The sequence below is a fragment of the Larkinella rosea genome, from assembly GCF_003858635.1.
GTDB classification, from domain to species: domain Bacteria; phylum Bacteroidota; class Bacteroidia; order Cytophagales; family Spirosomataceae; genus Larkinella; species Larkinella rosea.
Map to the genome: position 1 here is coordinate 1449394 of NZ_RQJO01000008.1, position 21564 is coordinate 1470957.

Here is a 21564-nt window from a genome sequence, read left to right on the forward strand (position 1 = left end):
CGGTTCATTTATCCTAAATTCGGGTTTGTCTGGAGCAGCCTTAAAACTGATGAACGCTAAAGAGTTATAACGCAGCATCATTCCGCATTCATCAGTTTATTTTTTCCACCACCCATTTCCCCACTTTCAGCCCCTGGTCGCGGCCGTTGTCGATGGCGTCCATGAAGTGGATGCCGCCGTAAAACCGGGAAATTCCGGCTTCGATGGCGGCTTCGCGGAAGGAACTGAAACTGCGGGCCTTCAGCCCGTAGCGTTCCTCAACCGTGTCGGTGTATGCGAAATTGTTGCCGAAATAATTGGTTAGAATCACTTCCGAAACCGCTGAAATCGTGGAGTGCCCGCTCAAATACTCCGGGAACGGGGGCGTTTGCAGGAACGGTTTCCACGACTGGTCAATGAGTTTGCGGATGGCGGTTTCGGGCCGGACGCGGTCGCTGCGGTATTTTTCGTCCCAGCAACAGATAAAACCGTCGGTCAAACCAATGGCCACCGCCGTGTAGATTTTCAGGGATTCGGCGAAACTTTTGTTGGCTTTCGCGCACGCAATACCCGTTATGCCCAGCCAGTGGGCACCGGGAGAGATTTTTTTCAACCCCACCATCATGTGACCGTTGTTCTCAAGGGCGAACGGGTTACAATCCCAAAAAGCCGCAATCTGGCGATGATCGTCCGGCAGTTTGGTGCCATCTTCTTTGTAATTTTGTTCAAGTAATTGATAGAACGCCGACTTTTTATCCGTCGAATAAACCACCGGCGGAACGGGTTTAAACTGCGATGAGGAGTCGAGCGTAAACGGGCGGACGGTTTTAAAATACGGCTCTACCGGCGCAAAGTACCCCGGCGGAGTCGGGTACCAGGTCCCCGGTTTTCCGGAAGGTGTGTAACGCGGGTAATTGCTGATCCGGTTGTATTTATCGGCTTTGGCGTACTTCAGAATCTGTTTGGAAATCTCCAGCGCATACTGGGTCGAACGTTCGATAACGTCGTCGGAAAACCCCGCTGTCCGGCAGGAATCCAGAACCTGTTTTTCCAGCTTTTCCAGCCTTTTCCCCGACGGTTGCATTTTCTGGGCGGTTTTCAGCATTGCCAGCACCGCACTAAGGTGGGTGGAAAAACCGCTGGCGCCCTGGGGTTTTTCGATCAGGGGGTAGTCGTTCAGAATCCCGTGCATGTTCCGGCAGGACTTATCGTTCTGGGAAACCACCTCGTAACCGGCCAGACAGGCATAGGTGAAAAACCGGGCGGCCAATGGCGGGTTGGTCACGTCGTGGATCATCACCTCGGTCATTTCACTGATGACTTTGGTGATCTCCCGATTGCTGAGTTCCGGCGTTTTCTCTTGCCCGCAACTGGTTATAACGAACAAGAATAGAAGAGAGAGGAAGATTTTTTTCATGGAAGGTTAGGAGATTGTTTTGCGGAGTTAAGCGGAGAAAATAGAGTTAAGCAGAGGTTACTTCGCGTATCTCCTTTTTTCTCCGCTTAACTCCGCGAAAAAGCTCATTTATACACGTAAGCTTTAATTCCCTGCTGATTAATCCCGACAAAAACCGTATTTCCGACGGGCAAAAAACTCCGGACATCACCTTTGAGCTGAAAACCGGACTGCGGCTGCGGTACATACGTGAACTGGCCTTTTCCGTTGCCTTTCAGCAAAACCCCATAATTGGCATCGTATTTCCCAAACCGCAGCCGCGCCCGTTCGATGTTGCCGCCTACGAGCAAATCCTTGTGGCCGTCGTGGTCATAATCAAGGGACGTCAGGGCAAAAACCGGTGAGACCTGCACTTCGACGGGTAGCGGTTTTTCCTGCCATTTTCCTTGAGTTCTACTTTCAAAATAGGTGGTTCTCAGGTGATTGGCTTCGAGCCGGTTGACGTCTTTCAGCTCGTCTTCGGAGAAAATGGTCTTCATCGTGGCGTCGGCATAACTGCTGTAGTCCGGAAAGCGCGGGCGCATGATGCTCATTTGATCCAGCAATTCGTCGCGGGTAACATACGGGTAACTCTTGCCCTGAATGTAAAAACACATAATTGGATCGACCGAGCCGTTGTCGTCGAAATCCTTGTAAAACAGTTCAGCGGGTTCTTTGTCGCTGGCCTTGCACTGCGTGTTCAGGCCCTGATTGCCAATCACCAGATCCGGTTTGCCGTCACCGTTCAGGTCGTCTACCAGCACTTTATTCCACCAGCCCCGGTATTCCTTTTCAAAATAGGTCTTCGTCTGATCGGTCCATTTGCCATCGCTGTTTCCGAAAACCGTGACCGGCATCCAGTCGCCGACTAGCACCAACTCCGGTTTTTTATCACCGTTGAGGTCGGTCCATGCCGCATCGGTCACCATGCCGATTCGCTGGAGTTGCGGGGCCAGATTGGCCGTCTGATCCGTAAAGTGAGCTTTTCCGTCGTTGATCAGCAGAAAACTCGGCGGTGTTTCGGGATAGCGACCCGGAATAACCCGGCCACCGACGAACAGGTCCGGTTTTCCGTCGCCATTTACATCGGCCACCCGCACGCAGCTTTTGCTGGTGTGCATCACCGGTAAAGCACCGGCGGCTTTGGCAAAATTCCCCTTGCCATCATTCAGATAAAGCCGATCCTGTAGTCGACTATCGTCGGGCAGAAAATCGGCGTATCCCCCGCTGACGACGTACAAATCCGGGGAACCGTCGCCGTTGGCATCGAAGAAAACCGCATCGGCATCTTCACTGGCTTTATCGGCTTCGAGTGTCGGTTGGGCTTTTGGTAAAAACTGACCATTGGCCTGTTGCAGATACACGGCTCCGGCCTGCCCACTTCCGCCCCCCACGAATACATCTTCCCGGCCATCGCCATTCACATCCGCTTTCACCAGACAAGGCCCGGCAAACGACAACGGATTGACCAGCAGCGGCTGGCGTTTGAAATCATTCAACTTGTTTTTTAGCGGCTGATAAGCTACCGGCGATTTGATTTCGGTGAAGAGGGGCGAAGCCGCGGGTGCAGGGCGTAGGGCGGTTTTGGCGTTTTTTTCGGAAACGACCAGCAACTGATCCGCTTTGGGATGGATCAAAATCTGCTGTTTTCCCGTTGGCCAAACTACGCGCAGTGAGTCGATGCCCGTGTCTTTACCCAATCCAAAATGCAGGATTGTCGACACACTCGACTGATAACCCCGCGAAGGCATTTGTTCCAGAAACTGTTGTTTGCCTTTTTGATATAATGTCACTTTGGTGCCCAGTCCAAAACCGTTTGCGCCGGTTCCTTGTAGTTTTACCCGCAAGTAGTGATTTTTTAAACGCGAATCGGCTTCATTGCGGTAAATAAATGCCGGTTTATTCAGGTTATTGATCACCAGATCCAGATCGCCGTCGTTGTCCAGATCGGCATAAACCGCCCCGTTGCTGTTGGAAGGCTGGTTCATGCCCCAGGCGCGGCTAACATCCGAAAACGTCAGATCGCCGTTGTTTTTAAAGGCGTAGTTGCTCACATCGGAAGCCGGTATTTTATAGACCAGTTCCAGAATGTTCTGCCGTTTGATGTTATTCTGATTGTTCTGGAGGTAGTCGTTTTTGTACTTCATGAAATCCAGGTTGGTAAAATCCCGGACAAAACCGTTCGTGACGTACAAATCTTTCCAGCCATCATTGTCGAAATCCGCCAGCAGGGGGGCCCAACTCCAGTCGGTATTGGAAATTCCGGCCATCTGACCAATTTCGGAAAAAAGGGGCGTGGTGCGTTGGGCAGCGGGCCTGGAGTTGCCGGAATTGGATGCCCCAAAGCCTTCATTGATATGCAACATATTCCGCATGTGCTGGTGATAAAACCCCGAATTCACGGAAAGGTCATATTTCTCGTAATTGTCGGGAGACATCAGCAGTTTTTGCCGGCGGTTGTCTTCGGGCAACATGTCGAGCGTCATGATGTCGGGCCGGGAGTCGTTGTTCACGTCGGCGACATCATTTCCCATCGAAAAATGCGACACGTGACCCATACTGGACTGAAGCTGGTCGGTAAACGTGCCATTTTTGTTGTTCAGATAGAGAAAGTCGGGAACATTGTAATCGTTGGAAATGTACAAGTCCGGCCAGCCATCGCCATTCAGATCAGAGACCCCCAAACCCAGGCCGTAGCTCAATACGGAACTGCTTAGACCCGCTTTTTGGGTAATATCTTCAAACCGGTTTCCAACATTCCGCAACAACCGAACGCCGATTTCCGGATTATCCTGTTTCATCAGATTGGCGGTGGCATCCGGGTCAAGAATGGGGAGGAGCTGCGGGTTGTGATTGAGCAGAAACAGGTCCAGATCGCCATCGTGGTCGTAATCGAAAAAGGTGCCCTGCGTCGTCTGACCCGGTTTATCCAGTCCCCATTTGGCGGTTTGTTCGGAGAAATGTGGCACCCCCTGCGCATCAGGGCCGTCGTTGATGAATAATTGAGGTATCCGTTTCTGGGGCGGCAAACTTCCGGAGTACGAAACGAAGAGATCCAGCCGACCGTCGCCATTGACATCGGCCATCGAGACGCCCGTTCGCCAGGGGCCTTCGCGTCCGGCGACGCCCGCCGTTGCAGTTACATCCTGAAACTTTAAATTTCCTTTGTTCAGGTACAACTGGTTAGGCACCATATTGCCGCTGAAGTAAATATCTTCCAGACCGTCGTTGTTCAGATCGCCCACGGCCACCCCGCCACCGTTGTAGAAGTATTCATACATCAACACGTTGGTATTCAGTCCTTCGGTCAGGTTGTTGGCAAACGTAACCCCGGTTTGTTCGGGTGTCAGTGACGTAAAAAGCGGGGGTGCATTGTCCGGAGCCGTTTGCGCGGTGGTTGTGGATGCCGGTTTTTCCTGGCAACTGCTTAAAAACCAGCCCGTAGCGATCACTAACCAACCACAACCGGCACGTAAGAGGAACTTCATAAATGAAAGATAGGTAAGGGCACTCAAAGATAATTTATTGCAATTCACTACAATAGTGGAGTAGTTTTTTCATATCATTTTCCCGCTTAAAATCAACGGATTCCCGTTCCAGATAGGCAGTTACCTGAGGGCGGTGTTTGCCAAATACTTTCAAAACACTCGATTTATTCAATGGGAAGGAACGGTTATTTCGATCAATAATGAAATAGTCTCGACCTTTTATCAGCACCAAATCTCCTTTTCCATCCAACCGGCTCACCGACATATTTCCGGATGAGTAAAACTGATACGTCGTAATGGCTCCCGTACCGGTCGATTGGTCATAGCCACCCGTACGCTCATTTCGTGCCATTTTCAATCCCTGTCGGGTCACCAGTTTGACGGTGGTATAATCCGTGATGATTTCCAGGTAGCCTTTTTTTCGATCAAAGACAAAAACGTCGTCACCCACACCGACCTGCCGGACAACGGGCTCGTCGGCCAGCGCCAGGGTATCGCCCCGCGAATCGATGAACTGCATTTCGCCCAGCAGAATATTGTAGTTGAAACGGGCCGCAACCGACATCCCGTTCAGATACAGGACCTTGCCGGGACGGAACTGATCATACCGGTAGCGGGCGGTAAACGGAACCGCTTTTTCTCCGCCAACCCCGCCTTTGACCCGAATCACTTCGGTCGACTGAGCCAGGATGGCGAACTGCGTAACCAATCCGAATCCAACCGTAAACAGGATCGTTTTCATGGCCGACGAATCAATTATTACAAAAACTGGTGCCAGCGCACACAAATGCACTGGCACCAGTTGTACTTTAAATCATTGCTATAATCTTAATAACCGGGGTTCTGGATCAGCTTCTTGTTCCGGTTAATCTCATCCCGGTTGATCGGCAGGAAGTAGACTTTGTCGGCCCATTTCCGGTTTTCTTTACCCGTTCCCAGATCCTGCACACTGTACGTATAATTGTAGTTGTCTTTGCTATACTTATACGTCGTGACGGTTTTACCCGGTTTCAGTTTCCCCGAAACGATCATAATCTGGGCTTGTTTGCCAAACTCGGCCGGAGCGATCATCCAGCGACGGACATCGTAAAAACGTTGCTCTTCGAACAGCATTTCGATATTCCGCTCATTCTGATAACGGGCCACCAGGGCAGCACCGGTTTCGGTGATGGCGGGCATACCGACGCGGTAGCGGATTTTATTCAGCCAGGTTTTGGCTTCAGCATCCTGCCCCAGGGCCATCAGCGCTTCAGCGTAGTTGAACACAACTTCCGTAAAGCGGATCTGGATCGATGGAACTTCCTGACGGATACTCATATCGAGCAGGGTCGGATCGGGGTCCATGAATTTCCGGATTCCGTAACCGGTCCAGGTTCCGTTCCAGTTTTCGATCGAACTGTTCCGGGTATCCAAACCAGAATATTTGGTGGGAGCGGATGAGCTCCCTACTTCGTATTCCCCCATTTGAATCTGACCGGCCGGGTCGATACCGGCTCCGTCCGGAGTCCGGGGTTTCCACTGGGCACCGTCGTAGAGAACCGAAGCATAGAAGCGCGGATCACGGTTTTCGTAGGGAGCAGCCGCGTGAGCAGGGTTTTTCCAGTCGAATTTGGTTCCGTCCATCATTTCGTAACTATCCACCAATTTCTGGGTAGGCTCGCTCGAGGTCCAGCCGTGGTAGCCATTCGGCATGTTGTTACGCGGGAACCAGGAACCGGCATCATCGAAGGACGCACGGATGTAATACTTCAGGAAAATACCATCAGCTTCACCACCGTTGCGCGACAGATACATGTTGATGTAGTTCTGCTGACCTTCTGCCAATGGAACGGGAGCCGTCAGGTTCAGTTTATACCCGTAGAGGTTCAGATCAATGACGGCCTTGGCGGCATCTCTCGCTTTCGTCCAGCGGGCAACCCGGTCGCCACTAACATAACCCAGTAACTCAGGATTGGTAGCAGCAGCAATAACCGTCGACTTGGCTTTCGCCGTTGGGATGTCGTGCAGATCACTGGCCGCATACAGCAACACACGGGATTTCAGGGCTAAAGCAGCACCCTGCGTGGCACGCCCGCTGGCGAGCGTTTTACCTTTCAGCAGAATGGAGGCTGAGTCCAGATCACTTACTATCGCATTCACGCACTCTTCGTAGGTATTGCGGGCAATGGTAAAATCCGGGTTGTCCAGTGTATACGGTGATTTAATAATCGGTATACCGCCGTAGTAACGCAGCAATTGATTGTAAAAATACGCCCGCATGAAGTACATTTCACCCTTCAGACGATCCGCAATCGTGGCATTATCGAATTTAGGCTTCGCCAAATTGGCAATCGCGATGTTAGCCGCCCGGATCCGGGAATACATCGCTCCCCACTCCGTCATTGGCGGAACCGTTCCGATGTTCGACGGGCTCACGTTGGCTTCGTTCACGTCCTGTTTCCCGAAGCTGTAGAGCGCGTTGTCGGTCTGGCAGTCGAAATTCATCTGGGCCAGAATACCGTCGCGGAGGCCATTGTAGACGTCAGTTACGAAAGCCTCCGCCAGGTTCTGATCCGCCCAGACCGCTTCGCCCGACACCTTGTCGAGCGGTTTTGTGTCCAGAAAGTCGCTATTACAAGCTACCAGCGTCGCTCCCAATAGCAGGGTAGACGACAGGCATTTTACTATATATTTCATAATGTGAAGTACGCTTTAAAATTAGAAACTAACTGATAGACCTGCGTTCATAACCCGTGCCTGTGGGTAGTACTGCGCGCTACTGCTGGTCGATTCCGGATCAAACAGACCTTTCATCGCCGGGGCGTAAGTGGCCAGGTTGAGGCCGTTTACATACACCCGCAGGTTGTTCAGACCAATTTTGCTCGACAGCAAGCTCGGCAGCGTATAGCCAATTTCAACGTTTTTCAGACGGATGTAATCCGTTTTCTTCAGCCAGTAGCTCGTACCGTTTGAGAAATACTGGTTACTGCGGTCGACGATCCGTGGGTCAACAGAACTTGGGTTATCAACCGTCCAGCGGTGATCGTAGCTCCATTTCAGGAAGTTACCGATGGTTCCCGACTCCGTTTGCAGGAAGATCTGACCACCCGTCGATGCTTGAATCAGGATGCTGAAGTCGAAGCCTTTGTACGACAGCGTACCGTTGATACCACCCTGGAACCGGGGCTGGTTGTTGCGGTCGGCCCGAACGCGGTCATCACCGTTGATTTTACCATCACCGTTGATGTCTTTCAACTTCATGTCGCCAGGGCGCAGCAAGCTCGCACCAACACCACTGTAATCCAGCGTGTTTTTGTCGATATCGGCCTGCGACGTGAAAATACCGTCATACTGGTACAGCAGGGTACCGTTCTGCTGGTTCGGATCGTTGACGTTGCTCGGAATGGGTTTGCCGGTTGAGCGCTGCCACTCGGGTGCGCCCGGAGTTTCGTCCCAGAACGTGATTTGGTTCTTGGCATATCCTCCGTTTACACTCACGCTGTATTTCACCTGACCCGCCTGCCCGTTGTAACCCACGCGGAATTCGTACCCTTTGTTGCTCACTTTACCAATGTTGGTAGCGGGCAGGGTCATACCGGTAGTTTGCGGGATGGAAGCACTTTTGCGCCACAGGATGTTCGACCGATTGTTTTTGAATACGTCGAATTCGAAGAAAATCTTTCCGTTCAGGGCCGATCCTTCCAGACCGATGTCGGCGTTTTTAGCAACCTCCCAGGTCAGCGTCGTGTTCGGTACACCGTTTTCATACAGCGTCTGCGAGACCTGTCCGCCCGTTACATAACCCCAGTTGGCATTGACTACGTCACCGTAGGCATACGTTGGCAGGTAATCGTATTCGCGCAGCACATCGTTGAAATAAACCTGGTCGTTACCCAATTGACCGTAAGAGGCCCGCAGTTTAAGTGAGTTGATGACCGGAACGGCATTTTTGAAGAAGTTTTCTTCCGAAATACGCCAGCCCGCTGATACGCCGGGGAAGAAACCCCACCGGCTTGCTTTCGGGAACATGTACGAACCATCGTACCGCCACAGGAATTCTGCCAGGTATTTTTCTTTGAAGTTGTAGGCGGCCCGACCGAAGTAGCTCATCCGGGCCCGTTGCCAGGCGGCTGTCGTGTTACTGTTCTTCTCCGCACTACCACCGGCGAATAACTGGTCGATGGCCGTTGAGGCAAAGTACTTCCGATAACCGGAGAAACCGTTCGAGTTCGAGGCTTCTTTGGTGATACCCGCCAGCAAAGTAATGCCGTGGTTGCCTGCGAACATGTGATCGTAGGTCAGGATACCCGACAGCAGGGAGTTGAACTGGTCGTTCGTATACTGGTTGAGGGTTGCCTGAGCCGGACCTTTCGCAACCCGCGTCAGGATGGGTTGTTTGTTGGCATCGTACGACGTGTAATCCCAGCTATAGACATACCAGGGCGTTTGCCAGGTTTTGCCTTGCTGAATGTACTTATCCAGAGCCACACTACCGCTGAACTTCAAGCCTGGAACCCAGGGATTGGTCACATTAACGGTGGCATTGCTTTGCACGTAGTAGCGTGTATCGCGGTCATAACCGGTCGCATTGGTCGTCACCAGAACCGGTTGCTGACCGTTTTCGATATCCGGTGCGGGCTGTCCATTGGGCCAGAAAGCCGGTTTGTTGGGATAACCGCGCATCAACATCCGGAAAATCGCACCGGCACCAACCGTTGGGAAGAACCGGTTTTCCTGACGGCCAACAACACCGACAACCGTGTTGATGTACTTGTTGACTTTCGCGTCCAGATTCAGGCGGAAGTCATACTGCTTATAACCGGTCGCTGAGTTTTTGTAGTACCCATCCTGATTCTGGTAGTTGGCCGAAACCAGGTATTTAATGCTCTCGTTACCGCCCATCAATTGCAGGGTATGTTTCACCTGCGGTGACCATTGTTTCAGCGCAGCGCCAAACCAGTCAGTGTTCGGGTGTCCCCAGGGATCAGAACCGTCGTTGAACTTCTTGATGTCGTCGGGTGTAAAAGCGGCTTTGGCAATGGCGCCGTTGTCCGGGCGGGTAAAGGTACCCGTGGTTTTGAAGGCGTCCGACGCACCTTTCCAGTACTGTGCCGGTAGGTTATACACGTTAATCTCATTGTTCAGCTGGGCGTATTCGGCGGCCGTTGCCATTTTAGGAATGACAGTAGGCTGTGAAAAACCCTGGTTGAAGCTGTATGACAATTCCGGTTTACCGGTTTTTCCGCGCTTGGTTGTTACCAGAATAACGCCGTTGGCGGCCCGTGAACCATAAATTGCCGCTGCCGCATCTTTCAAAACGGAGATACTTTCAATATCTGCCGGGTTGATCCGGTCAAACCCGCCGGCCCGGGCCGGAACTCCGTCAACAACGATCAGCGCGTCGGTGTTTCCCAGCGTGTTGGAACCCCGAATCCGAATTTTGGAACCATCATACCCCGGCTCACCACTGGAGTTGGTGGCGATGACACCCGGCATCCGGCCCGCAATCGAGTTACTCATGTTCATGGCCGGTGATTTCACCAGATCCGTCCCTTTGACGGTGGCGACCGAACCGGTAATGGTTTCTTTCTTCTGCTCACCGTAGCCCACAACAACGACTTCGTTCAGCGTACTGATGTCGTCGGCTAATTTGACATCGATCACCGAACGGCCCGCAATGGCTACCTCCTGGCTTACGTAACCAATAAACGAGAATACCAGTGTGGCGTTTTTATTCGATACGTTGAGGGAGTAAGTACCATCCGCAGCAGTCGTTGTTCCCTGTGTCGTACCTTTCACCAAGATACTCACACCGGGCAATGCATCTGCCTGTCCCCCGGTCACCTTCCCCTTGATGGTGTTCTGAGCAAATGCTCCGGTGACAGCCACAATCATTAGATAAAGTACCAATAGGTACCTATTTTTCGGAGGTACCAGATAAGTAGCCTTTTTCATACATACTAGATGGTTTAAAGATTAGTTTGGTAATAATTGGTTTTACTGTTTTAATTGGCAGGTACACATTTATGAGATTGGCGTGGACGGCAAGCACAAGCAATGACACTATTGTCAATAAGACTCCGGCATAAAATGCCGGATCGCGCGTTCAACAAATACGTAGGACTAATTACTCGAGGGGGGAATTCGAAAGAAAGTGTAGTTGTATGTCATAATTAATAGAGATGGTTTTTGGACTGAATTGAACAATGCAAAGGTAAAATAGTTGTTAACGTATTCGCTGCGCATTAACCAAATTTTAACGTGATTTTGCCAAAATTGGGTTAATTATAATGCCTTCAATAGACAGACCGGAATAGTTCAACAAATCATTTGTATCTAAATAGTAGCGTTAAGGTACTAATAGAATATTAATTATAAAATATTGAACCAATAAAAGTTAAAAGTGAGTCAAAACCGGTTAAAAATTAGTCACCGAACTCCTCATTTTGCACTCATTGCTTATGCAGCCGCTATGGCGGATCAGGTGTTGAAGAGAAAACCGATGGAGGGTTCGGCACTCAACAAAGAAGATGTTTTCCCATACATTGCTACCCAGCGGTTTTCTCCGCAACCAATCCGGGCGTAAGGTTAGTTTTATTCCTACCTTTTTGTATGATTTGGCGAATTTACTCTAATGAGCCTCTGGTCTTTGCCGGTACCAGAACCAGTAAAACGGAATTCCCGTGGCAATGAGTCCCAATCCCATCAGGGCTTCGCGGGGTTGTTCGAGGAGCGTAATGACAACCAGCGTCAGGCAGAACAGGCAGAAAACGATGGGCAAAACCGGGTAGCCAATGACGCGGTAGGGCCGGGGCAAATCCGGGTGCGACCGCCGGTAGAGCATGACACCCAGAGCCGTTGCGCCGTAAAAAATAAACGAAGCAAACACCAGCATGTCCGTCAACTGATCGAACGTGCCCGACCAGACCAGAGCGACCGACAAAACCGCCTGCCAGACAATCGATACTGAGGGCGACTGAAACCGGGGGTGAATCCGGGCCACCGGGCGGAAAAATAAACCGTCGCGGGCCATTGCGTAATAAATCCGGGCCGACGTCAGAATCGAACTGTTCGTCGCGTTGAAGGTCGTACACAAAATGAGCACCGAGACGAGCGTGGCTCCGGTGGTGCCACTGACGTGCCGGATGACCTCAACGGCGGCAATCCGGCCGGGCGTTTTGCTCAGCGCCATCAGATCCTCTATGGGCAGCACATAAACATACATAACGTTCAGCAGCAGGTATAACCCCATGACAATCAGGGTGCCAAGGCCCAGCGCCAGGGGTAGATTCCGTTGCGGATTCCGGATTTCCTCGCCCACGAACGCAATGTTATTCCAGCCATCGTACCCCCAGAAAGCACCCAGCGAAGCGATGAACATGGCTTTGACCAACACCATTCCTTCGATGGCTCCGGTGTCGAAGGCCGGGCTATTGTGGCTCAGGTTGGCAAAACTGCCCAGCGGAGAACGAAAACCGGCAATGGATAAGCCCAAGATAGTCACCAAAATCACGCACGATAGCACCCAACTGATGCCGCCCGCAAACCGGATGCCGCAGTAATTGGCCAGACTCAGCAGGACGATCAGCAACGAAGCGATTCCGTTGGCCCAGAAACCGGCTTCGTCGTCCAGCGCCAGCAAACCGATCAGCGATTGGGCAAAAATGTGCGCCAGCGCCGAAATGGCTGCCGTTTTTACGACCGTGAAATTGCTCCAGCCGTAGATGAACGCAAAAAACCGGTTGTATACTTTCTGGTAATACACATACTCACCGCCCGAATTTGGAAACATACCGGCCATTTCAGCGTTGGTCAACGCACCGGACAGGCTGACCAGACCGGCCAGCAGCCAGCAAAGCAAAATCAGGACCGGCGACTGCAGGGCGTCGGCCATCGGCGCCACTTTTTTGAATACGCCCGATCCCACCATCACGCTGCCCACCAGCACAATAGCCGAAGACAGACTCAGAACGCGGGCGAGTTTAGGAGCTGGTTTCATGGGCTACAGCGCTACATCCGTTAAGCCCAAACCCGGAAAACCGGTGGGACGCATCAATCCGCCTTCGACAATAAAACCGCCTTTTACCACATCTTCGGCGAGATCGAAGCTGCCGTCCAGATCGATGTAGCGCGTGTTCGGGCAGGCAAAAGCTGCGTGCAGAGCCGCCGAAATGCTGACGATGCTCTCGTCGTTGCAGCCCCAGAACAGCTCAATCCCGCTCAACCGGGCCACCGTTGCAATGTCGAACGCACCCCGGATGCCGCCACATTTCATGAGTTTGATGTTGAAAATCCCGAATGGTTTTGGCTCCTGCGCCAGTTGCAGAGCCGCTTCGCCGTTTTTTAACGATTCATCGGCCGCCAGCGTCTGGCGAATGCGCAGCGGCAAGATGCGAAGTTCGTCTTCCGTACCCACGGGCAGCGGTTGTTCAATCAATTCCACCCGAGCGTCCTCGGTCTGGCCGATGAACCGGATCAACTGATCGGCATTGTAGCCCTGATTGGCATCGACACGCAGCATCAGGTCAGGACCAAATTGTTCACGGAGTTTGCGGATGCGGCCGATGTCTTCGGTTACATCTAGACCGGTTTTTACTTTCAGTACCCGAAAACCCTGTTGAAGATACGCGCGGGCGGCTTCCAGCGTTTCGGCAATGTTCATGATGCCAATTGTCACCGATGTGGGCAAGGCTTTGATCTTCTGGCCGTACAATTCGACCACTGGAATCCCGAGAAACTGCCCGAAGGCGTCGTGGAGGGCAATGTCGAAAGCCGCCAGCGTGCCGGGGCTGTCCGGAAAAAGGTGTCGGGCTTCGTCGATCAATTGAAAGCTATGGCGGATGTCGCGACCGACAAATTGCTGAAAGGCGTCACTTTGCAGGTTGGCGAATGCCTGATCCGGGGATTCGCCGACGACTTCCGGTGAGGGGTTGGCGGCCCCCAGTCCAATGATGCCGTTTGCCAGTTCAACGACCAGAAAAATATTTTCAACGGCCGAAATGGTCTGGTACGCAATGGTATACGGTTTGGTCAGGGCCAAATCCCGGCGGAACGTCCGGATGGATTTAATCTGCATAACGGACGGTTTTCTCGATGACCTGACGAATGACTGGCACCACCGGTTCGACGCCTTCTTCCAGTGGTAACAAAACCGGAATGCCCAGCCGGTCGGCGTATTCCTGCTGGAATTGCCGGGCTTCTTCGGGCGTGCAATCTTCGGTATTAAGCGCCAGCGCAATCACTTCCGCACCGAATTTCTGAATGATTTCAATTTCCGATTCGACCGGCGGAATTTCGCCCCAGTGCGGTTCGTAATCAAAAAACCGGCGTTTGGGCGCGTGCATCAACACGACGTGTCTGGCATTTCCCGAAACGATAAACTCCAGTCCGCACGGTCCGCTGGGATTCCGAAGTGCCGACTGGCCTTCGATCAGCAACACCTCGGCAGCGGTTTCCTGCCAGCACGTCACCAGCGCGTGTTCGATCTCACCGGAAATAAAATCGTTCAGCGTCGAGTCGAAAATAAACCCGTATTGGCCGCCCTGCAACCAGCCGGTTTGGCCGGTATAAATCATCTGGGCGTTCAGTCCGGCGGTCTGGCAAGCCTGGGTCAAAAGCCGGGTCGTTGTCCGTTTGCCCATCGCACAGTCCATGCCGAGGACGGCGAGAATGGGCGCTTTTATCTTAAAAACCTCCCCCGACCAGAAATGGAGTTCGGCGCGGGGTTTGGGTTTCCGGATATCGATCAGTTGGGTGTTGTTCTCGGCGGCCAGTTGCACGAGCGTCGGCCGGTCGTTCAGCAGATCGTGCAGGCCGTTAACAACTGACAGGCCGTTTTGCAGACAGGTTTCGATCAGAAACAACACTTCCAGCGGCAGGATCCCGCCGGTTGTCGCCACACCCACAATGCCAACCTGCACCGGCCCGACCTGTGCCAAAGCCTCTTCCAGCGAAGCAAAGACCGGGATCTGACGGTTTTTACCGTCGAGCACTTCACCCGCATCGCGCCCGGCCGTGGGCGGGTCAATCACACCGGCAATGGTGTAGCGTTCGCTGTCGCGGATGAGTCCATGCGCGGTTTTCGCATTCGGCGTTGCCAGCAAGCCGTTGGTTAATAAAAGAGCCCGTTCTGCCATAAAGGATTACAAAAGGAATGGTTCGGCAAAGAAAGGGCATTATCCCGAAACCTTATTAAAATTTCAACGGAATCGGTTTTCTTTTGAGAAAATATCAGATATCTCCACTTTTATCTACTATTTATTCCGCAACAGAAAGTTTCCGGAACAAAACCGGTTTGTTGGAGTCGTATAGGGGAGGGTTTACGGTATTCGGTTTTCGGAGTTCCGCCAGGATTCCATAAAGAGTAAGTCGCAAACCGAAAACTGTATACCGTAAACTGAAAACCGTATACCGGAACTATGCAAATTCTGTGGACATACCTGAAACCGCACCGCTGGCTGGTGGTTTCGTCACTGCTGCTGGCGGGTGTCAGTCAGATTTTGATGATGATCGATCCGTTGATTTTTGGTAAAATTATCGACGACTACGCCACCAAACCGGCCATCCATCCCGAATCTGAACTGGTCAAAGGAGTTTTATTCTGGCTGGCGGTTGCCGTGGGAATCGCGACGCTGGCGCGCTTAGCCAAATCGTTTCAGGAATATTTCATGCGGCTGGTGGTGCAACGGTTTGGAACGCAGGTTTTTAACGACGGATTGAAACAAACGCTCCGGTTGTCGTTTCAGGAATTTGAAGAACAGCGGAGTGGCGAAACCGTCTCCTTACTGCAAAAAGTACGCACCGATACCGAGAAATTCATCAATGCGTTCATCAATATCCTGTTCTCGTCCATTGTAGGCATGGGATTTCTGATCTGGTATGCCATCACGAAGCATTGGGCACTGATTCCCATTTTTGTGATCGGGATCGTTGTGTTGGGCGGTTTGACCGGTTTGTTAAGTAAACAGATTAAAACCGTTCAAAAGGCGGTCAATCGGCAAACCGTGAAACTGGCGGGGGCCATTACCGAATCACTCCGGAATATCGAGCTGGTGCGGAGTCTGGGACTTACGTTTCCGGAAATCCGGCGACTCAAGCAGTACACGCAACGAATCTATGAACTTGAAATGGAGAAAACGCGGCAGGTTCGAACCTTGTCGTTTTTGCAGGGAACCACCCTGAACGTGCTGAAGCAATCGATTTTGTTTGCCTTGTTATGGCTCATTTTTCGGAATGTGCTGACCACCGGCGAACTCATTTCGATGCAATTCATCTCGACGGCCATTTTTGCGCCTTTGCAGGATCTGGGCAACATCATTCTGGCGTACCGCGAAGCCGAGGCATCGCTGGGGCTATTCGATAACCTGATGCAAAAACCGATCGAGCGTCGGCCCGACGATTCCATCGACTTCGGTGTGCTGCACCATTTGCGGTTTGATCAGGTCGTATTTCGGCACCAGACGGCCAGCCAGAACGCAATGGACGGTATTTCGTTTGAGGTCGGTATGGGCGAAACCGTCGCGTTCGTGGGGCCGTCGGGTTCGGGGAAATCGACGCTGGTGAAGCTGTTGCTGGGCTTGTACAAACCGGTTTCGGGCGAGATTTACTTCAACGACGTTCCGGCGAGTCAGATCCGGTACAACCCCATGCGTCGGCAGATCGGTTTTGTGACGCAGGATACGCAGTTGTTCGCCGGGACCATCAGGGAAAATCTGCTGTTTGTCAAACCCGACGCGACCGACGACGAAATCCGCGAAGCGCTCCACAAAGCTTCCTGCGATCAGCTCATTGCGCGCTCCGAAAAGGGCATTAATACGGTGTTGGGCGAGGGGGGGATGAAACTATCCGGGGGTGAAAAACAGCGGATTTCGATTGCCCGTGCCCTGATTCGCCATCCCCGCCTGTTGATTTTCGACGAAGCCACCTCGGCGCTCGATTCGCTGACGGAAGAAGCCATTACCGATACCGTCCGCAGCATTTCAGCCCGACGCGAACAGATTACGATTCTGATTGCCCATCGCCTTTCGACCATCATGCACGCCGACACGATCATTGTGCTGGAAAAAGGCCAAATTGCCGAAACCGGCACCCACGACGAGTTACTCGACCAGAAAGGTCTGTACTACGCGATGTGGCGGCAACAGATCGGCGAGCGTCGGCAGGAATTAGTAAGAATGAACCATTAACACGGAAAACAGCCGATCAGAAAATATCCAACCGGCTGTTTCAGCGTTAATGGTTCATTATTCATTCTTACTCGCTCCTCCCTGCCGGGCGGGTGGTTGCGTCGATTGTTGCTGTTGCATCGGGTTGGGGCTCTTGGCGGCTCCGCCCTGCTTGAACAACTGAAACCGGGTCGGTTTTTGGGCCTGACGCGGGAAAGAATTATTTTCGGTGTCGATGTCGGCAATTTCCTGGAATGGATCGAGCGTCCACTGCGTCACCTTCTTGCTGGTGGCAATCACCTTGTTGATCTGCACGTTGTTGAACCGCCAGATTTCGGCCGGGAAACGCGCCACCGAATCTGTGCCATCTTCAAACTGCATCCGAACGATCACCGGCATGGGCAAACCGCCTTTGTTCTTCAGCGTCAGTGTGTAGTAGTTATTCTTCGCATTGAGCGTCTTACGTTCGTTTTCGGTCAGCGACGACAGGTAATCCTCATATTTCTTTTTGTCGGCATCGGTCACCGCATACGGGTCGTAACGGTTGTAGAAATCCTTCATGGTCGAATCCTGCGAAACGACGGTTTGGTTTTTGGTGGCCGCATCACGAATCTTGCTCATGGTGTTGGCTTTAGCCTCCGCTTCGGTGCGGGCGATGGCTTTCTCCACGTCCGGGTTCTGCGTATTAATCGTAAACCAGTCTACCTCCACCAGATCCTGATCGACGGGTTCGACGCCGTAGAACCAGCCTTTCCAGAACCAGTCGAGATCGACGCCCGACGCGTCTTCCATCGTCCGGAAGAAATCCGCTGGTGTCGGGTTTTTGAAGGCCCACCGCCGGGCGTATTCCTTGAAAGCGTAGTCGAACAGTTCGCGACCCATGACGGTTTCGCGCAGAATATTCAATGCTGCAGCCGGTTTATCGTACGCATTCGGTCCGAATTGCAAAATGTTATCCGACGACGTCATGATGGGCGTCAACTGGCTCGGATCAGACTTCATGTACGGAACGATGCGCTGCGGTTCGCCGTAGCCGCTCGGGAAGTTGTAATCCCATTCTTTCTCCGCCAGATACTGGCAAAAACTGTTGAGCCCTTCGTCCATCCAGGTCCACTGGCGCTCGTCGGAGTTGACAATCATTGGGAAAAAATTGTGGCCGACTTCGTGGATAATCACCCCGATCATCCCGGCTTTGTTGCTTTCGGAGTAAGTTCCATCCGGTTCGGGCCGACCCCCGTTGAAGCTGATCATCGGGTATTCCATTCCGCCGTAGCGGGTCGCGTGGCACGAAATGGCCACCGGGTACGGGTACTTAAACGTCCGGTTTCCGTACGACCGCAACGTGTGCTCAACGGCCCGGGTTGAATACTGTTCCCAGAGCGGATTGCCTTCTTTCGAGTAAAACGACATGCTCCAGATTTTGCGCCCATCGCCGTAAACATCAGTTTGCATGGCGTCCCAGATGAATTTGCGCGATGACGCAAAGGCAAAATCACGGACGTTATCGGCTTTGTAAATCCAGGTTTTCTTGCCGGTCGGCTTCGCTTTTTCGGCGGCCACGGCTTCATCCTGCGTCACGATCTTGACCGGCGTTTTGGCCATCGACGCTTTCTGCATCCGCTGTGCCTGGGCAGTGGTCAGCACTTGTTTGTAGTTCTGGCATTCGCCCGTGGCACCCACAATGTGATCGTTGGGAACCGTAATGGCGACTTTGTAATTGCCAAAAATCAGCGTGAATTCGCCCTGTCCCAGAAATTGCTTGTTTTGCCAGCCGTTGACATCGTCGTAGGCGCATAACCGTGGAAACCAGTGCGCAATGAAGTAATTCCGGTTGCCATCGGCCGGGAAATATTCAAAACCGCTGCGGCCGTAATAAGCAGTAATGTTGTAATTCCAGTCGACGCCGAACACGAAATGCTGGCCCGGTTTTAGGGGTACGGGCAACTCGACCCGCATCATGGTGCCGTTGATGGTATACTTCAGCGGTTTTCCGGTGGCATCCCGAAGAGCGGTTATTTTCTGACCATATTCTTTTTTAGGATCGATCTCGGCACCCGGTTCCGAATTGTTGAGGTTGTGCAAGCGAACCAGGCTGGTTCCGCTGGCCGAAACCACCGATTGCTTGCTGAGGTTCGCCGTTGAATTTTTCTCGAAAATATTCTGATCGAGTTGTAACCAGATGTATTTCAGCGCATCGGGCGAATTATTGAAATACGTGACGGTTTCCGAACCGATGATTTTCTGGTTGGCGTCGTCGAGTTCGACCTTGATGTCGTAATCGGCCCGGTTCTGGAAAAAATCCCGGCCCGGCGAACCGGAGGCCGTACGAAACGTAGTGGGAGTGGGCAATTGGGGCCCTAATTGCTCAAACCGGTCGTTGGCCTTGTAAGTAGGAGTTGAAGGGGCCTGTGCCCGGATTTGCAGCGACAGCAGCGCGAAAACCGCCACCAGTATGGAGAATCTTTTGGTCATTTGTTGATGGAAACGTTGGTACAAAAAGCGTATGCTATGAAGGGTTAAAGATAAAATGAAACAGGAAACGCCCCAAATTTTCGGACACCTGCATTCGGTTTAGGTTGAAAAACCCACCTATTTGCCCTCTTTTTCGTAAAATCGCCAGGACGTTTTGAAATCCTTGCTGAGTTTCTGGTTGGTCAGGATGGCGCGGATCATTTCAACGGGCATCGCGTTCAATTGCAGGATGGCGTCGTGGAACTGCCTGTACGTCATCTTTTTGCTGTCCACAAACTCTTTTTTCAGGCCGTAAAACTGAAAACCGCCGGTCATGTACGCCAATTGGTAGAGCGGGGGATAACCGCCCACAAACGACCGCCGAACCTCGCCCTCGGCGTTGGCGCGCTCGTGCCCGACGCGATCCACCAGAAAGTCGATGCACTGTTGCGGTGACCATTTGCCGAGGTGGTAATTCAGCGAGAAGATGATCCGGGCGCAGCGGTGCATCCGCCAGAACAACATCCCGATGCGGTCTTCCGGCGATTGCGGAAAACCGAGATCCCACAGAATCATTTCCCAGTACAAGGCCCAGCCTTCCGTCCAGAACGGCGTGCCAAAATTCCGGTAGGTCTTGTAGCGGTTGTTCATGAAACCCTGCAAATGGTGTCCGGCAATCAGCTCGTGGTGCACCGTGGAGCGGGAAAAATGCGGATTGTTGCCGCGCATGCTCATCAGCTTGTCTTCGTGCGCCATTGCGTCGGTGGGGTAGGAGATCAGAATCGATTCGCCACCCAGAAAAAACGGACTCACTTTCTGCCGCGCGGGCGACATCATCTGCATCCGCCAGGTCTCCTCCGCAATCGGCGGAATCGTGATCAGGTCGTGCTTTTTCAGGAACGCAATCGATTCATTGTAAAGCCGTAAGATCAGTTCGGGTTGGCGACCGGCGGGCACAGCGGAATTTTTAACTTTCTCCTGGGCGGCTTTCCAGTCGGAGCCAAAGCCCATTTCCTTTGTCGCTTTCAGCAACTCGCGGTCACACCACGCAAACTCCCGGTTGGCAATATCGACAAGCTCTTCCGGCGAATACGGAATCAGTTCGTACTGCAACTGCCGGAGCAATTCCTCACGCCCGACCGCAATGCCCGCAATGCCGCTGCCGTCGTCTTTGGTCGGGGCCGCTTCCCGGACTTTTTTGGTCAGCAGGTTCGTATAAACCGTCAATAAGCTATCGGTTTTGTGGTAGGGTTCGGGCACCCACCAGCTAAACTGCGGGTCGTAGGCGTTGTAAAATGTAAACACGCTTTTCAACGCGGCCTGCAAACCTTTGGCGGTTCCTTCGGCGCGTCGGGCGACGGCGGGATCGGTTTTTTCCGCTTTCTCGATCCCTTTCTGAACGGTGACGATTTCTTTCCCGATCGCGTTTAAATCCGACGCGACCTGCTCGGCCACTAGCGGGGTGCCGCGCCGACGCAGTTTTTCGAGCGCGTAAATTTTATCGGCAAACGGAAACCAGCTTTTGGTCTGATTCACCTCCTTTTCTTCATGGGTCAAATCCTGTAATTCATTGCGGAGGTTGCGCTGAAACAACAGGTAATCCACCCTACTGTCGGTGCTCATCTTCTCAAAATCCAGTTGCTGCAACTGCCGAAGGTAATCGTTGAAAAACGTCCGGAACCGCTCCCGTCGTTCGGGCGAATTAGCAATCGTATAAAACCGGCTCAGGCTACCCCAATCGGCTTCGTAATTCGTCAGCAGGTGATGCACGTCGCTCGTTTGTCGGTAAAGCGCCTGAGCTGGCGCAGGCTGGGCAAAAACCGCTGGCGAACCAACTGCAAAAAGCAGGGAACAGAAAAACAGACGTGCAACCGGTGGATTCATGGGAATGGAGATCAGTGTTTATTTCACTAAAGTAGCGATATACGCAGACAAAAGAAGAAAGAGGATGGATAAACGACTAGCTAGTTAAAATCAATGACGTACTCGTTCATCTTTTGGTATCTTCGGACCGTCGATGCGTAATGGATTCTGCCGGAACCATACGACGCTGCGGACGCCCTACCCT

Annotated in this window: 11 protein-coding genes; 1 reads left to right on the top strand and 10 read right to left on the bottom strand. The window is 52.4% G+C overall.

Annotated elements, in window-relative coordinates; genetic code table 11:
* Positions 1 to 91: 91 nt before the first annotated feature.
* The 8 genes from EHT25_RS14685 to EHT25_RS14720 all read right to left on the bottom strand — a co-directional run bounded on the left by EHT25_RS14685 (position 92) and on the right by EHT25_RS14720 (position 15017).
* Positions 92 to 1396: a vanadium-dependent haloperoxidase gene (locus EHT25_RS14685; RefSeq protein WP_124875705.1), complete on the bottom strand. Its 1305-nt coding sequence runs from the start codon at positions 1394 to 1396 to the stop codon at positions 92 to 94.
* Between the two features lie 104 nt (positions 1397 to 1500).
* Positions 1501 to 4902, bottom strand: coding sequence for a VCBS repeat-containing protein (locus EHT25_RS14690; protein WP_124875707.1), 3402 nt, complete (start codon positions 4900 to 4902; stop codon positions 1501 to 1503).
* A 34-nt stretch (positions 4903 to 4936) separates the two neighbouring features.
* Positions 4937 to 5644 carry a hypothetical protein gene (locus EHT25_RS14695; RefSeq protein WP_124875709.1) on the bottom strand — a complete coding sequence of 236 codons (708 nt, stop codon included), beginning with the start codon at positions 5642 to 5644 and terminating at the stop codon, positions 4937 to 4939.
* 86 nt (positions 5645 to 5730) lie between these two features.
* On the bottom strand, positions 5731 to 7578 hold the full coding sequence (locus tag EHT25_RS14700) for a RagB/SusD family nutrient uptake outer membrane protein (protein WP_124875711.1): 1848 nt from the start codon (positions 7576 to 7578) through the stop codon (positions 5731 to 5733).
* 21 nt (positions 7579 to 7599) lie between these two features.
* Positions 7600 to 10776 carry a SusC/RagA family TonB-linked outer membrane protein gene (locus EHT25_RS14705; RefSeq protein WP_229311542.1) on the bottom strand — a complete coding sequence of 1059 codons (3177 nt, stop codon included), beginning with the start codon at positions 10774 to 10776 and terminating at the stop codon, positions 7600 to 7602.
* Positions 10777 to 11512: 736 nt separating this feature from the next.
* The gene (locus EHT25_RS14710; RefSeq protein WP_124875715.1) at positions 11513 to 12880 is read right to left on the bottom strand and encodes an APC family permease; all 1368 of its coding nucleotides are present in this window, start codon (positions 12878 to 12880) and stop codon (positions 11513 to 11515) included.
* 3 nt (positions 12881 to 12883) lie between these two features.
* Complete coding sequence (locus EHT25_RS14715) at positions 12884 to 13957, bottom strand: mandelate racemase/muconate lactonizing enzyme family protein (RefSeq protein WP_124875716.1); 1074 nt, start codon at positions 13955 to 13957, stop codon at positions 12884 to 12886.
* Entirely contained in the window at positions 13947 to 15017 is a 1071-nt protein-coding gene (locus EHT25_RS14720; protein WP_124875718.1) for an N-acetyltransferase DgcN family protein, read from the bottom strand. The genes EHT25_RS14715 and EHT25_RS14720 overlap by 11 nt, the downstream gene beginning before the upstream one ends.
* Positions 15018 to 15299: 282 nt before the next feature.
* Here EHT25_RS14720 and EHT25_RS14725 point away from each other — a divergent pair, with 282 nt between their 5' ends.
* Positions 15300 to 17066: an ABC transporter ATP-binding protein gene (locus EHT25_RS14725; protein ID WP_124875720.1), complete on the top strand. Its 1767-nt coding sequence runs from the start codon at positions 15300 to 15302 to the stop codon at positions 17064 to 17066.
* Positions 17067 to 17123: 57 nt separating this feature from the next.
* Here EHT25_RS14725 and EHT25_RS14730 read toward each other — a convergent pair whose 3' ends face one another.
* Together EHT25_RS14730 and EHT25_RS14735 are read right to left on the bottom strand one after the other, a co-directional pair.
* Entirely contained in the window at positions 17124 to 19517 is a 2394-nt protein-coding gene (locus tag EHT25_RS14730) for a M1 family metallopeptidase (RefSeq protein WP_124875722.1), read from the bottom strand.
* A 117-nt stretch (positions 19518 to 19634) separates the two neighbouring features.
* Positions 19635 to 21380 (bottom strand): DUF885 family protein, encoded by a 1746-nt coding sequence (locus EHT25_RS14735; RefSeq protein WP_124875724.1) that lies wholly within the window; start codon positions 21378 to 21380, stop codon positions 19635 to 19637.
* Positions 21381 to 21564: the final 184 nt, after the last annotated feature.